Consider the following 12,802-nt stretch of genomic DNA (forward strand, 5'->3'; position numbering starts at 1 on the left):
ATCGCATCTTCGCATGACGCGAACGGGCACAACCTTCCGGGGTTGTGCCCGTTCTGCTTTCTCGGCTAGCTTCTCGCAACCGATCCCCTCGCAAATTGGTGCGCAATGGACACGTGGCTGCGATCCGCGATCGACTACATCGGCTCCTGGATCGAATTCCAGCAGACGACCTTTCAGCAGCCCGGCGTCATGGTCGCCTTCGTCCATCGCGGCGAGGTCGTCGCCGAGCATGCGTACGGTCTCGCCAATCTCGACACCGGCGAGAAGCTCACCCCGCGCCACCGCTTCCGCATCGCCTCGCACTCGAAGAGCTTTACCTCGGCCGGCATCATGAAGCTGCGCGAGCAGCGCAAGCTCAGGCTCGACGATCCTGTTGGTCAGTATGTCAGCGGCCTGCATCCGCGCGTGGCCGAGACGATGATTGCCCAGGTGCTCTCGCACAGTGCCGGGCTGACGCGCGACGGCGCCGATTCCGGTCAGTTCATCGACAGCCGTCCCTATCTCAACGCCAGGGAGCTGCTCGCCGAGTTGATGGGACCTCCCGCGATCGAGCCCGGCACGCGCTTCAAATATTCCAATCACGGCTTTGGCCTGATGGGACTCGTCATCGAGGCCGTGACCAAGGAGCCCTACGCCGCCTGGATCAAGCGTGAGATCATCGAGCCTGCAGGCCTTCGCGAAACCGAGCCGAACGCGCCGCTTCCCAAGGGCGCGCTGTTTGCGCGCGGCCACACCCGAAAGCTGCCGCTCGGCGAGCGCTGCGTGATCCCCGGCGATAATCCGGCGCACGCGATGGCATCCGCCGCGGGCTTCGTCGCCACCGCCGCCGACACCGCGCGTTTCTTCGCCCAACTCGCTCCCAATGCCAGGAAGAGCGTGCTGTCAGTCGCGAGCCGCCGCGAGATGACGCGCAACCATTGGCGCGTCCCGCAAGGTTTTGAGGCCTATTACGGCCTCGGCGTCAACGCCGGCAAGACCGACGGCTGGGACTGGTTCGGCCATGGCGGCGGCTTCCAGGGCTACATCTCCCGGACCTGCTCCATCCCCGGCTGCGAACTCGCGATCAGCATCCTCAGCAATTCCATCGACGGCGCAGCCCCGATCTGGATGGACGGTGCCATGCAGATCCTGCGCGTCTTCAAGACCCGCGGCGCAGCCGACCGGCGCGTGCGCGACTGGACCGGCCGCTGGTGGACGATCTGGGGCGCGACAGATTTCGTGCCAATGGGCAACCGCGTGCTCCTCGCCAATCCCCAGTTCAACAATCCGTTCATGGATTCTGGCGAGATCGAGGTCACCGGCCGCGATACCGGCAAGCTCACCTGGGCGGCCGGCTATTCGAGCCATGGGGAGCCGGTGCGCCGCATCCGCGACAAGCGCGGCAAGGTCAGCGACATCTGGATCGCCGGCGCCAACGTCAAGCCGGCGGCCGTCGTGGCGCGTGAGATCGCGCGGCGGTATCCGCCGCGAAAACGGCGACCTACTCCCTGATCAGCGCCTCGACCTCGCTCCGAAGCGCCTGTCGCGAGCCATCGCGCGAATAGAACATGTGGCCGCCGGGATAGACGACGAACTTCACCCGCGACGTCGCAAAGGGCGGCAGTTGGTCGAGCGCCCGCTTCGTACCGAAATAGGGCGTGGCGAGATCGAACAGGCCGTGCGCGACCAACACGTTCAGCTTCGCATCGGCGGCGAGGATCTGGCGCAGCTCCGACAGCGATTGTGGCGGGTTGATGCCGCCTCCAAAGTCCCAGTTGCGTTCGACGGCGCCGTTGAGGACTTCATAGGAGCCGTCGGGCCGCCAGTTGAGTTTGCGCGTGAGAACATCGACCGCGGCACTCGTCAGCGGCGCCTGAAGCGCATCGCCCGAGGGGTCGCCGAAGCGCGAGCTGCTCGAATCCGGATAGGGATCGAAGCCGCGCACGGAGGCGTCGTAACGCCCGGTCACCATGCCGTTCTTGCGGTCAAGCTCGCGGCGGAATTCGCTGACGTCGAAGCGGCCCGCGAGCTTGCGGCTCACCGCCGGGTCGATGCCGGTGAGCTCCGCGACCCTGTCGGCAAGACGATTGGAGGCTTCCCTGTCCGCCTCACCCTTGATGAGATCGGTTAAAAATTCGCCGCGGGCGTAGGCCTCGACATCAGCGAGATCCGCGCGTTTGACCGGCCCCTTGGCTTCGCGCGCCACCGCCACATAGCTCGGCAGGGTCGCGACATATTGCAGGAGGCTCGTGCCCGTGAACTCGCGGAAATCCAGCAGCGGCGACACCAGGATCAACCCTTTGACGCCGACGCCATGCTGAATCTGCAACTGGCGCACGACCTTCGGCCCGCGAATGCCGCCATAACTCTCGCCTGCGACATATTTCGGCGAGGTCAGGCGGTTGTGCTTCTCGAGCCAGCGGCGGATCACAAGCGCAATCGAGTTGACGTCGCCATCGACCGAATAGAACCGTTTGCGTGCATCATCGCCGCTTGCGATGATACGGCTGTAGCCGGTGCCGACGGGATCGATGAAGACGAGGTCGGTGAAGTCGAGCCACGTTTCCGCGTTCGGTTTCACCTCGGGCGAGGCCGACGGCGACAACCCCTCGCCGTCGAGTGGCAGCCGCCACGGCCCGGCCGCGCCGAACTGGAGCCACGCCGACGAGGCGCCGGGCCCGCCGTTGAACAGGAATGTCACCGGGCGCGTAGCGCGATCGGCGCCGTCGAGCTCGTAAGACGTGGTGGCGATGTCGGCGAGCGGCTCCCCCTTCTCGTCGAACACGCGGATGGAGCCGGCGGTCGCGGCAAAGTTGAGCGTTCGGCCCGGCAGATCGAGGGTCTGCTTGGTGGTCGAATCTCCCGGTAGGCGATGCTGGTCGGCGGCCGATGGCGAGGCCTGCGCTGCATTGCCGCCGCGCCCGCCCTTCTGTCCCGCGGGCGCGGCCGCCTCGTTGCGCGGCTGCGGCGGATCGTCCGCGCGCGCCAGATCTGCGAGCGCCAGGCCCACAAGCGCGAAAGCAGACACCGCCAGCACCAGCCCCGCACGGCGCAGCATCGGCAAGCCCATGATCATGATCGTTCTCCCTGTCCCGCCCGTCGGTCGCTTGCCGCAGCTGTAGCCGGCAATTACGACAGTTTGGGGGATCGGAGGCCTGGGACCGGCATTCCGGGCCGATCAAGCCGGCTTTTGCCATGCACCGGGACGCCTGGCAGACCGACCCGTTTGCCTTGCCGGGCGGTCATCCTCGACAATAGAGGCCCAGGTCGTATAGACGACCTCGGCGGAACTTTCTCGAGCCGGCACACCTGCCTGGAAGCCATGACCAAGCCATCGCGATACGACCGGATCGCCTTCGTCGCCAGCCCGAGCGGCGAGGCAGAGGCCGCCTTCCACCAGCTCACCACGCAATATGGCAATTGCGATCCGAGTGAAGCCGACGTCGTGGTCGCGCTCGGCGGCGACGGGCTGATGCTCCAGACGCTGCACCAGCACATGCGCTCGGGAAAGCCGATCTACGGCATGCACCGCGGCACGGTCGGCTTCCTCATGAACGAATACTCGACGCACGATCTGCGCGCCCGGCTCGAGGCGGCGCATGAATCCGAGATCAACCCGCTGCTGATGCGCGCGACCGATACCAATGACCGTGTCCACCTGCATCACGCCATCAACGAGGTCTATCTGTTCCGCCAGACCTCCCAGGCGGCGCGGCTGCGCATCCTGATCGACGAGCGCGAGCGCATGCCCGAGCTGATCGCCGATGGCATCATCGTGGCGACGCCGGCTGGCTCGACCGCCTATAATCTCTCCGCCCAGGGCCCGATCCTGCCGATCAACGCCGCGCTGCTGGCGCTGACACCGATCAGCGCTTTCCGGCCACGGCGCTGGCGCGGCGCACTGCTGCCCAACACGGCCTATGTCGTCATCGAGGTGCTGGAAGACGACAAGCGGCCCGTCGCGGCCGTCGCCGACCACGAGGAGGTACGCAGGGTCCGGCGCGTCGAGATCCTGTCCGACAAGACCATCTCGATGCGCATGCTGTTCGACCCCGGCCACAGCCTGGAAGAGCGCATCCTGCGCGAACAATTCGGCTACTGACCTGCCTGCACCGCCCCCGCCGGACGCCCGTTCGCAACGCTTCGTTAACCCTCGGCAAGATATGGTTAACGAAGGTTGACCGCTTTGGCCCGGGCGTCATGTTTCGCATCGATTTCAACAAGCTGCGCTTTCTCGTCTGCGACGACAATCCGCACATGCGCCGCATTCTGCGAACGCTGCTGCATTCGTTCGGCGCGCGCGAGGTCTATGAGGCCGAGGACGGCGCGACCGCGCTCGAAATGTACAGCCACTACGTGCCCGACATCGTCATCACCGACTGGGCGATGCCGATCTTCGACGGGCTCGAGCTTGCGCAGATGATCCGGCAGCCGGAATCCAAGGGTAACCCCTACGCGCCGATCATCATGCTGACCGGGCATTCCGAGAAGCGCCGCGTCACGGTCGCGCGCGATGCCGGCGTTACCGAATTCCTGGCCAAGCCGATCTCGGCCAAGGCCCTCTACCAGCGCATTCTCAACGTGGTCGCCAGTCCCCGGCCCTTCATCAAGACCAAAACCTATTTCGGCCCGGACCGGCGCCGCAACACCAATTCCGCCTATATGGGCCCGGAGCGCCGCGTCGGCGAAAAGCACGAGGTGCTCCAGCAGCCCTCGCTGCTCGACAAGGCCCGCTCCACCATCTAGCGCAACGTCTCACCCGACGAGGCAGGCATCATGGCGAAGAACGGCGCACGAGACATCGAGGTCAAGGCCTTCGCCACGCATCAAATCATTACGCAGCCCAATCCGCTGCGTAAGGTTCTGCGCCGGGTCGCGGAAAAGGACATGGACGATCCGATCGGACGCGCCGAGCAGGCGCTTGCCGATCTGTCCGGCGAGTTCAAGATCTGGATGACGACCGAGGTCAACCGGCTGTCGTCTGCCTATGTCGCCATCCGCAATGACGGCTTCACCAGGGAACGCCGCGACGAGCTATTCCACGCCGCGCACGACATCAAGGGCGACGCCGCCACGTTCGGTTTTCCGGCCGCGGCGGGCGTTGCCGAAAGCCTGTGCCGCGTCATCGAGCACGCGCCGGATCTCGAGAGAGTGCCGGCCGAACTGTTCACGCACCACATCAACGCGATCCTCGCCATCGTGCACGAGAACACCAAGCTCGACAGCATCAGCGTCTCCGCCGAGCTCAGCCGCCGTCTGCGTAAGGTCGCCGACGACTATCTCGCCGACGTCAACCGCGACCGCCCCGAGCATCTCGAAGTGATCCTCGCGCCGAGCATCGTGCCGGCGGAGTAGTTCTCCACTCTCTCCCCTCGTCATTGCGAGCGCAGCGAAGCAATCCAGACTGTCTCTGCGGAGGGATCCTGGATTGCTTCGCTGCGCTCGCAATGACGGAGTGTGCGGGTCTAGCTCGAACTACGCCGCAATCAGATCGTCATACACCGGATCGATTGTGTCTTCCGCGACCAGGTCCTCGCAGAACAACCTCGCCTCTTCGCGCGCGGATTCGGTGGCGAAGCGGCGCAACAGGACCATCAGCGGCTCGGTGGCGCCGCGGTCGGTCTCGCAATGGGTCAGCACGCGCTCGACCATGCGCCGGCGCAAGCGCGCCGCGGTGTCGTCGGTGTCGACAAAGCCCTGCTCGTGGCAGGCATCGAGCGCGACCTGGAACGCCGCGAACGTCGCCTCGGGCAACCCGGCGCGACGAAGCAGCGCGTGCAGGCTGTTGCCGCCGCGGTCGTGAAGCAGCGCGGAGACGCGCGCGAGCGGCAGATCGGCCAATTCGGCCAGCGCCGCGTCAAAGAGCTCGAGATTGCTCGACAGCAGCGCGCGCAGGATCAGGCCCGCGGTGAGCTGGCCGGTGATCCGCAGATGCCTCACCAGGCCCTGCATATCGTCGCCGCGCGAGCGCGCTGCGATGTTCATGGTGGAGCGATCGCGTGCCTCAGTCGTCATGCGCTCGGCACGGTCGGCGCTCAGCCAGTTCCGCGCCACAACGAACTGCGCCAGCGTCTCGGAGAGCTTTGCCACCAGCGCCGCGCGCGTTGCGGCCGGAATGTCGTCCAGCACCAGCATCGCCTCGCGGATCGCGGCGAGGTGGCCGTGACGCTCGACGATGCGATTCCAGGAGAACGGCGCAAGCTCGGCGTGGGGATTTTCGATCAACTCCAGCGCAGCGGCAGCGCAGCCGACCTCGGCAATGGCGGCGCAGACCGAGACCGGCAGCGCGATGCGGCGGGCGACCGCGCATTGCACCTCGTCATTGCCGGTCGCGACGATGTCGACGAGATCGGCATCGATCAGCAGCGGCGAATGTTCGAGCACGGGCAGCGCCACGGTCGGCTGGTCCGCCGATAGCGCCCGCACGATCGACGCCGGCGCATCCGTGCTGCGGGCAAAAGCCTCGGCCATCGCCTGCCGCACCAGCGGCGAGGGATCGTCGAGCAGCATCAGCAGCGCGCCTTCGGCGGCGGCACGGTCGTCGTGGGAAAGATCCGAGATCAGCCAGGCCCGGGCCAATGCCCTCGTTGCCTCCGCCCGCTCACCGGCAGGCGCAGTCCTGATCCAATTGATGAACTGCCGAACAATCATGGAGCTTCCGGCTTACGCAACGAAAAATGAAAATGGTGACGGCTCGTCACCTGCAACACAAAATAAACCACGACGCTTAACAAAGCGTTCACCATAACTGGCTGGTTTTGTTGATGATTTGTTAAGGGCTAGGAGACGCGCGGCGGCGCGGCTAGCTCGAGAACGTGCCGCTGCGATCGCTGAAAAGATCGAGCGGTTGCGGCGGACGCACGTCGGGCGTCGCTGATGCAACCGAGGTGAGCGAGCCGTTGTTGCCCCACAATTTTTGCACCGTCGTCGAGACCGGCTGCGTCGCATCGCCGGGCTGATAGATCGAACGGAATGCCGGCGTGATCGGCGTGCTGTCTGCGACCGTTGTCGACGACGTCGCGCTCACCGGCGTCACGCCACGCGCATCCGGAAAGGTCTGGAGATAGGCGGCGCTGTTGGCCATCGGTGCAGCGGGCTGCACGCCGTTGGCGCTGGCGACCTGCGTGGTCGATGGCGTGTCGCCATACATCGCCATCGCGCTGCGCGTCGATTTTGCATTCGAGGCGCTGGCATAGCGCGCATTCAGCACCGAATAGACTTCGGAGACGCTGCGCGCGCGGCCATCCTTGGCGTAGAAGATCGAGCGGTTGGCGGATGCCGCATTGGGAAACAGCCGCGCACCGACGGCTTGCGGGTTGTCCTCGGCATTGGCGATCAGTTTCGCCGCGCCGCCGACGCCCATGAAGTGCGCCATGTAGAGCTCGCTGTCGGACGGCCTGCGGCCGAGCAGACCGGTGAGCTTGAAACTGTTCGACTGCGTCAGCGCCGCAGCCATGCTGGAAGCGACTTCAGGATCGTCGCGCAGCTTCATGATCGAGCGCTTCATGAAGGGATCGTCGACGGTGTAAGTGCCGGACGATGTCTTGCTGATGGCGTCGGAATAGTTGCCATAGCCGAGCTGGGAGCCCGCCTCCTTCACCGTGCCGAGCCAGGTCTGGTCGATGAACTGATAGAGGCCGTGGGCGGACGAGGTGGTGGCGCCGGCCGACGGATCGAAATCAGATTCCATCTTGGCGGTGGTCAGCATGTATTCGAAGCTGACACCGGTTTGGTTCGATACCTGTTTGATCGCGCCAGCGACGCGCTTTAAGCCGTCGGTTGCGGCCGTCTGCGAGGCATTGGAATTGTCGACCGACATGATGGCGTGACCGGCCCGCGCGGCGTGTGAGCGGCGCCGGCAATTCGGACGCCTGATCGTCCCACCGTGGGACAGTTATGGTTAACGCGGGGTTAATTCCGGGATCGGCCCCTCCCCGAGTCATTCCGGGGCATCGCGTAGCGATGAGCCCGGAATGGCAGCTCGCTACTTCTTGTAGACCGCGTTCGGATCGAACAGCCGCTCAGCATCGACGAAGACGAGCTTGGCAGCGCCGCCCTCGGCTTCGACCTTGCGATAGAAGCAGGACCGGCGACCGGTGTGGCAGGCGGCGCCGATCTGCTCGACGCGAATCCAGACTGCGTCCTGGTCGCAATCGGTGCGGATCTCGACCACGCTCTGGGTCTGACCTGAGGTCTCACCTTTTCGCCACAAGGCATTGCGCGAGCGGCTGAAGTACCAGGCTTCGCCGGTGGCAATGGTCTTGCGCAGCGCCTCGTCATTCATATGCGCGACCATCAGCACGTCACCGGTGGTGACGTCCGTCGCCACACAGGTCACGAGGCCATTCGCATCGAATCTGGGGAGGAAGGCCAGGCCTTCCTCGATCTCGTGGGAGTGAACGGACACGACAAATCTCGCCAGTTGTTCGCGAGGTCAGCGCGTCATGCCTCGCACCATCGACAGGAAACGGGCCTGCTCCGCCGGGTTGTCGCGGAACATGCCGGTGTAGCGGCTGGTGAAGGTGGAGGCGCCATGCTTGGCGACGCCGCGCACCGACATGCACGTATGCTCGGCCTCGATCAGGATGGCAACGCCACGCGGCTTCAGAATCTCATCGATCGCGGCCGCGATCTGCGCCGTCAGATGCTCCTGGGTCTGGAGCCGGCGGGCGAAGATGTCGGTCAGGCGCGCGAGCTTCGACAGGCCAACGACGCGTTCCACCGGCGTATAGGCGATGTGCGCCTTGCCGTAGAACGGCATCATGTGATGCTCGCACTGCGACGTGAACTCGATGTCGCGCACCAGCACGAAGTCGTCATAGCCGGCGGTCTCGCCGAAGGTGCGGTCGAGCACCTCGGCCGGGCACTGGTGGTAGCCCTGATAGAGCTCGTCGAAGGCCTCGACCACGCGGCGCGGCGTGTCGAGCAGGCCCTCGCGCTCGGTGTTCTCGCCGATATAGGCGAGCAGCGTTTTCACCGCCGCTTCCGCCTCGGCTCGCGCGGGACGCGGCTGGTCGGCGCGGACGGCGGCCGCGAGGAATTCGGCAGGATCAAGCTCTGCCGGGCGGCTATCGAGCAGCTTGTCAGAGGGCTTGCTGGGGCGGATGGATTTGATTGCAGCGTCCATATCGACTCCGTTCGACGGCCTTGCGGCCGGAGTGTCACCGGCAGACGGGGCGGACATGCCGCCGGACGCCTGAAGAGAACAGTATTTGGCGAAAGAGGTCTCTTGGCAAGAACGCCGGCAATGCAGATCTGGATCGCCGACGCACCGCCGGACTGTTTTTCCGCCAGTTCCAGCCCTATATAGGACCGTGGACCGCGCCCGCCAAGGCCGATCCGGCAGGTAAGTCTTGGACTCCATCACATGCTGAACGACATCTATAACAAGCGGATCATCGAGCTGGCCGGGAATATTCCGCGCCTCGGGCGGCTCTCGGACCCCGATGCCACCGCCACCGCCCATTCCAAGCTGTGCGGCTCGACCGTCAAGATCGACCTCAAGATGGAAGGCGACACCGTCACCGACTTCGCGCATGACGTGAAGGCCTGTGCGCTGGGCCAGGCCTCTTCATCCATCATGGCAAGTCACGTGGTCGGCTCGACTGCGAGCGAACTCCGAGAGTTACGCGAAACCGTTCGCAAGATGCTGAAAGAGAATGGCTCGCCTCCCGAAGGCAAGTGGGAGGAAATCAAATTCCTCGAGCCGGTCCGCGACTACAAGGCGCGCCACGCTTCGACGCTGCTGACCTTCGATGCCGTGGTGGACGCGATCGGCCAGATCGAGGCCAAGGCGAAGCAGCCGGCCACCGCATAACGCTGAGACTGGACTGAAGCTCTTACTTCTGTGGTGCCGCGGCCGGTGCTGCCACGCCCCCAGTCGGGACCAGGGCTTCGGCCGTCTTGGTCGACTTGGCAGGCTGCACCTGCTCCTCGCCGAACCTGGCCTGCGTCTTCGGCGCAAGCTCCGCCATCGCAGGCGCCATGACGTCCACATGCGGCAGCACGTCAGCCACCAGATCGGTCGTCACGAGATTGGTCAGCTTCAGCTCGGCTGCGTCGAGCTCATGCAGATCGTCCCAGGGCGGCACGTTGAGCGCGAGCGACAGAAGGTCGCCTGCCCCACCCATGTCAAAGGTGTATTTGGCGAGCCTGCCGATGTCGCGTTCCACGATCATCAAATCCTGCGCGCTGTAGCTCGCCGCCTTGGCGTCATCGGCGCGGTCGCCCATCCAGATCTGATGGACGCGGACATGGGCGGCTTCCGGCACGTAGCGCTTCTTGCCGGCCAGCAGCAGGAACACGCACATGGATTCGCAATAGGCTTCCGAGGCGACCGCCGGACGGGCAGCCTGCCCGCCGCCCTGCTGCGTGATGCCGACGGTGGTGAGAAGGCCGAGATTACGGAAGCGCCGGCCGAGCGTGATGGCGTCGTTGACGGAACCGCCGCTGGAATCGAGCACGACGGTCGCGCCACCGAGCTGGCGTCCGCGGGCAAAGTCGTCAAAGTCCTTCGGTGTATCAGCAGTGATGATGCCGACCGCGCTGACCCAGCCGCGGCAGTTGGGCTCGCAGGCGACCCAGCCGAACTTCATCGGCAGCTTGCGCTCTTCGAGCGAGGCGCCAGCACTGGCCGACGAGCCGAAGGTCGCCACGGCGGCCGCCAGCACGATCCCGCAAGCGGCGGTTCCCACCAGCAACGAGCCGCGAAGGTTGAGCGACTTCAGAACTTTCAAACTGGTTCCTTCCCCAAGCCCCAAAAGCAATCAGGCAAGCCCCGTTTCGACGTTCCAGTGAGTCTACACATGGACGTCACAAAAATGGTATCCGGGGGAATACAGATCGTCCATAGGTACTTGCTGCACTGCTCCTAGAAAGCAGGCAAACTATGGCGTGGACACAACAGCCCGCTGTTCCCTGCATTGGAACTGCACATCAGCGCGCACAGGACGTCGGCACCGCGCACATGAAGCACTCAACCTGCGAGCACTGTTCGGCTCCTGTCGCTGAAGCGCTGCGACTGCCGCGCAGATTCGGTCGCGCGCTGATCTGGCTTTATCGACACACCCTGTCGCCGCTGGTCGGCTACAACTGCCGCCATCTGCCGACCTGCTCAGTGTACGGCGACGAGGCGATCGAGCGGTTCGGACTCTGGGCTGGCGGCTGGATGACGCTCGCGCGCCTGTTGCGCTGCAACCCCTTCGGCACCTCAGGCATCGACAATGTGCCTCTCGCCGCGCCGAGGGGCGCGCGCTGGTATCTGCCCTGGCGCTATGGCCGATGGCGCAGCGTCAACGCTTCATAAGCATGCTGCGGTGCTTTGCGCAGCTCTGCATTGCATGGAACCGGAACTCGTCGCTCGCGTTATTGTGATGCTCCCACGGGAGGAAACAACAATGCGCTGGAAAATCAGCCCTCATTTTCATTTCAGGCCTGGTTCACATCCTGGATTGCATCCGCGGGATCACGATCCCCGCACCATCGACATGCTCGCGATCATCGCGCTGCTCGTGCTCGTCGTCGGCTCCGGCTGGTATCTGGCGACAAGCATTGCAACGGCACCGAGCACGACGGCGTTCATCGTGCCAAGCCAGAGCGTGCACTGGTAGCTAGCGGAACCAGAAGAAACGTCCGGGCGGCGGCGGGATTGGCTCGGGCGGACGCAGCCGCTTCGGCCGCGGCTTCGGCGGCGGTTCGGCGAACGAGGTTGTCTCTGCGGCCGGCGCGACTTCGCTCCCAGGGATCTTCACCGACAGCAACAAATTCGACTCATGCATCCGCCAGCGATAGCCGACGCCGAAATCGATCGGCTGGGCGCGCGTGAACAGCTCGGCGTAGCGCTCCTGGTAGCGGCCGGGAAATTCGTTGATCGGGCCGAGATAGCGGCCGAACGGGAAGAAGCGCCATTGCCGCGAATTGTAGTTGGCGAGCGGTATGCCGGAATCATCCTGGATGATGGTCGCGCTGTTGGCGAGCAGCCAGTCGCGAACGACGGTGAAGTTGCCCGCGTGCAAGAGATACGACGCGCTCTTGAGCAGGCTGTTGCCGGGCCCGAGCGTCTCGCAGAATTTCAGGAAGCCGGCCGCGCGCGCGCCGGAATTGGAGAGATCCGTCGAGAAATAATACAGCGTGCGCGCCTCGCCGTCGGCACCTGCGAAGGTGATGCGGACCCCGCGCGTGGCGTTCCGCCCCGGATTGTCATTGCCCGTGTGCACCCCGCCCTTGTCGTCGAGCGCGACCGTCTCGACGTTGCGGATGGTTTTGCCGGAGCGCGCCAGGAAGACGTAGAGGATCGGCAAGGTGCCATTGACCTGGTTGGCGTGCAGGTCGACCTTCATCTGCTTGGTGATGAAGAAGGAGAAGCTCAGGATCGAGCCGAGCGAGCGCTCGACATCGTAGAGTGCGGCATTGACCGAGCCGCGCGGCAACCTGGTCAGATCGGGTACCGCACCGACCGGCTCCAGCGCGCCCAGCACGTAGGTGCTGGCCTTGGAATAGAAGGCGTTGGCGTAGAGGAAATCCGGGCCGCTGAAAAAGTAGAACATGGTCGGCCGCGGCGCGGCGAGATTGACGTCCGACCAGCTCCGGATCTTCGACAATTGCCGCTGCTCGAGCTGGGCGAAGGCGCCGTCGAAGAATCTTGCGTGATGCTGCCAGGACGGGTCCCTGGTGAGCGCCACCAGCGGCGAGTCGGCTGAAGGCTGCATGCCCGCGAGGAAGCGCGCCGTGTCGTCGAAGGTGACCTCGGCCGCGCGCGCGGACGAGATCGCCGCAGCCATGAGGGCAAGAGCGACGGCCGCAATTCTCAAGGGTCGAAACATGT

Annotated in this window: 14 protein-coding genes; 7 read left to right on the forward strand and 7 right to left on the reverse strand. The window is 64.9% G+C overall.

Annotated elements, in window-relative coordinates; genetic code table 11:
- Positions 1-105 precede the first annotated feature (105 nt).
- Entirely contained in the window at positions 106-1,491 is a 1,386-nt protein-coding gene (locus ACLFLU_RS26935; RefSeq protein ID WP_426407797.1) for a serine hydrolase domain-containing protein, read from the forward strand.
- Here ACLFLU_RS26935 and ACLFLU_RS26940 read toward each other — a convergent pair.
- Complete coding sequence (locus ACLFLU_RS26940) at positions 1,481-3,055, reverse strand: S10 family peptidase (protein ID WP_426407798.1); 1,575 nt, start codon at positions 3,053-3,055, stop codon at positions 1,481-1,483. The genes ACLFLU_RS26935 and ACLFLU_RS26940 overlap by 11 nt on opposite strands.
- 246 nt (positions 3,056-3,301) lie before the next feature.
- Between ACLFLU_RS26940 and ACLFLU_RS26945 the strand changes: the two genes are divergently transcribed.
- The 3 genes from ACLFLU_RS26945 to ACLFLU_RS26955 all read left to right on the forward strand — a co-directional run bounded on the left by ACLFLU_RS26945 (position 3,302) and on the right by ACLFLU_RS26955 (position 5,334).
- Complete coding sequence (locus ACLFLU_RS26945) at positions 3,302-4,081, forward strand: NAD kinase (RefSeq protein ID WP_426407799.1); 780 nt, start codon at positions 3,302-3,304, stop codon at positions 4,079-4,081.
- 98 nt (positions 4,082-4,179) lie between these two features.
- Entirely contained in the window at positions 4,180-4,725 is a 546-nt protein-coding gene (locus ACLFLU_RS26950; protein WP_426407800.1) for a response regulator, read from the forward strand.
- A 30-nt stretch (positions 4,726-4,755) separates the two neighbouring features.
- Positions 4,756-5,334: an Hpt domain-containing protein gene (locus ACLFLU_RS26955; protein WP_426407801.1), complete on the forward strand. Its 579-nt coding sequence runs from the start codon at positions 4,756-4,758 to the stop codon at positions 5,332-5,334.
- A gap of 120 nt (positions 5,335-5,454) precedes the next feature.
- Here the strand turns inward: ACLFLU_RS26955 and ACLFLU_RS26960 are convergent, their stop codons facing one another.
- The 4 genes from ACLFLU_RS26960 to folE form a co-directional block, all read right to left on the reverse strand.
- A complete protein-coding gene (locus ACLFLU_RS26960) occupies positions 5,455-6,630 on the reverse strand; it encodes a DUF2336 domain-containing protein (RefSeq protein ID WP_426407802.1) in 1,176 nt (391 codons plus the stop codon).
- Positions 6,631-6,781: 151 nt separating this feature from the next.
- Entirely contained in the window at positions 6,782-7,798 is a 1,017-nt protein-coding gene (locus tag ACLFLU_RS26965; protein WP_426407803.1) for a lytic transglycosylase domain-containing protein, read from the reverse strand.
- Between the two features lie 165 nt (positions 7,799-7,963).
- Complete coding sequence (gene hisI / locus ACLFLU_RS26970; RefSeq protein ID WP_426407804.1) at positions 7,964-8,386, reverse strand: phosphoribosyl-AMP cyclohydrolase; 423 nt, start codon at positions 8,384-8,386, stop codon at positions 7,964-7,966.
- Between the two features lie 27 nt (positions 8,387-8,413).
- The gene (folE, locus tag ACLFLU_RS26975) at positions 8,414-9,106 is read right to left on the reverse strand and encodes a GTP cyclohydrolase I FolE (protein WP_426407805.1); all 693 of its coding nucleotides are present in this window, start codon (positions 9,104-9,106) and stop codon (positions 8,414-8,416) included.
- A 240-nt stretch (positions 9,107-9,346) separates the two neighbouring features.
- On the opposite strand from folE, the gene ACLFLU_RS26980 reads away from it, so the two are divergent.
- Complete coding sequence (locus ACLFLU_RS26980) at positions 9,347-9,796, forward strand: iron-sulfur cluster assembly scaffold protein (protein ID WP_426407806.1); 450 nt, start codon at positions 9,347-9,349, stop codon at positions 9,794-9,796.
- 22 nt (positions 9,797-9,818) lie between these two features.
- Here ACLFLU_RS26980 and ACLFLU_RS26985 read toward each other — a convergent pair whose 3' ends face one another.
- Positions 9,819-10,715, reverse strand: coding sequence for a hypothetical protein (locus ACLFLU_RS26985; RefSeq protein ID WP_426407807.1), 897 nt, complete (start codon positions 10,713-10,715; stop codon positions 9,819-9,821).
- Between the two features lie 230 nt (positions 10,716-10,945).
- Between ACLFLU_RS26985 and yidD the strand changes: the two genes are divergently transcribed.
- Both yidD and ACLFLU_RS26995 read left to right on the forward strand, forming a co-directional pair.
- Complete coding sequence (yidD, locus tag ACLFLU_RS26990) at positions 10,946-11,284, forward strand: membrane protein insertion efficiency factor YidD (RefSeq protein ID WP_426407808.1); 339 nt, start codon at positions 10,946-10,948, stop codon at positions 11,282-11,284.
- Between the two features lie 91 nt (positions 11,285-11,375).
- Entirely contained in the window at positions 11,376-11,588 is a 213-nt protein-coding gene (locus ACLFLU_RS26995; RefSeq protein ID WP_426407809.1) for a hypothetical protein, read from the forward strand.
- On the opposite strand, the gene ACLFLU_RS27000 is transcribed toward ACLFLU_RS26995, so the two are convergent.
- On the reverse strand, positions 11,589-12,800 hold the full coding sequence (locus ACLFLU_RS27000; RefSeq protein ID WP_426407810.1) for a hypothetical protein: 1,212 nt from the start codon (positions 12,798-12,800) through the stop codon (positions 11,589-11,591).
- Between the last annotated feature and the right edge of the window lie 2 nt (positions 12,801-12,802).

It is taken from the genome of Bradyrhizobium ganzhouense (assembly GCF_049949285.1).
Lineage (GTDB): Bacteria > Pseudomonadota > Alphaproteobacteria > Rhizobiales > Xanthobacteraceae > Bradyrhizobium > Bradyrhizobium ganzhouense.